The following is a 317-nucleotide window of genomic DNA, read 5'->3' as shown; positions in this document are numbered from 1 at the left end:
TATTAAAGTACTCAATAATGCTTTTTTTATAGCGATCCGGCAAGATTTGTTGAATTTCATGGTTGCTGGCACCGTTAATACAGATAAAGTGTAATTGACCACCAACACCGCGAACTTCATCCATCGCTAAATGCTCTGGTAAGTAATCATAATTCCGGCGGAATAAATCATCGTAATTATCTAAATAGCGACAAATTGTACTTGGTGATACACAATTATCTAAGGCGATGCTGGCCTGAGTCCGGTCGTCCTGCAAATGCATGAATATTTTCTGTCGTGTGGCTTGCGAAATGTTGCAATATTTATCGACTAGACTG

Annotated in this window: 1 protein-coding gene; it reads right to left on the bottom strand. The window is 39.1% G+C overall.

Annotated elements, in window-relative coordinates; translation table 11 throughout:
• Positions 1-317: transposase (locus FD44_RS10225; protein ID WP_162258127.1), on the bottom strand; the 317-nt coding region annotated here is incomplete at both ends.

The organism is Secundilactobacillus malefermentans DSM 5705 = KCTC 3548, from assembly GCF_001436395.1.
GTDB lineage: Bacteria > Bacillota > Bacilli > Lactobacillales > Lactobacillaceae > Secundilactobacillus > Secundilactobacillus malefermentans.
The sequence above is the reverse complement of the archived record's forward strand: the minus strand, read 5'-3'. Positions and strand labels throughout refer to the sequence as shown.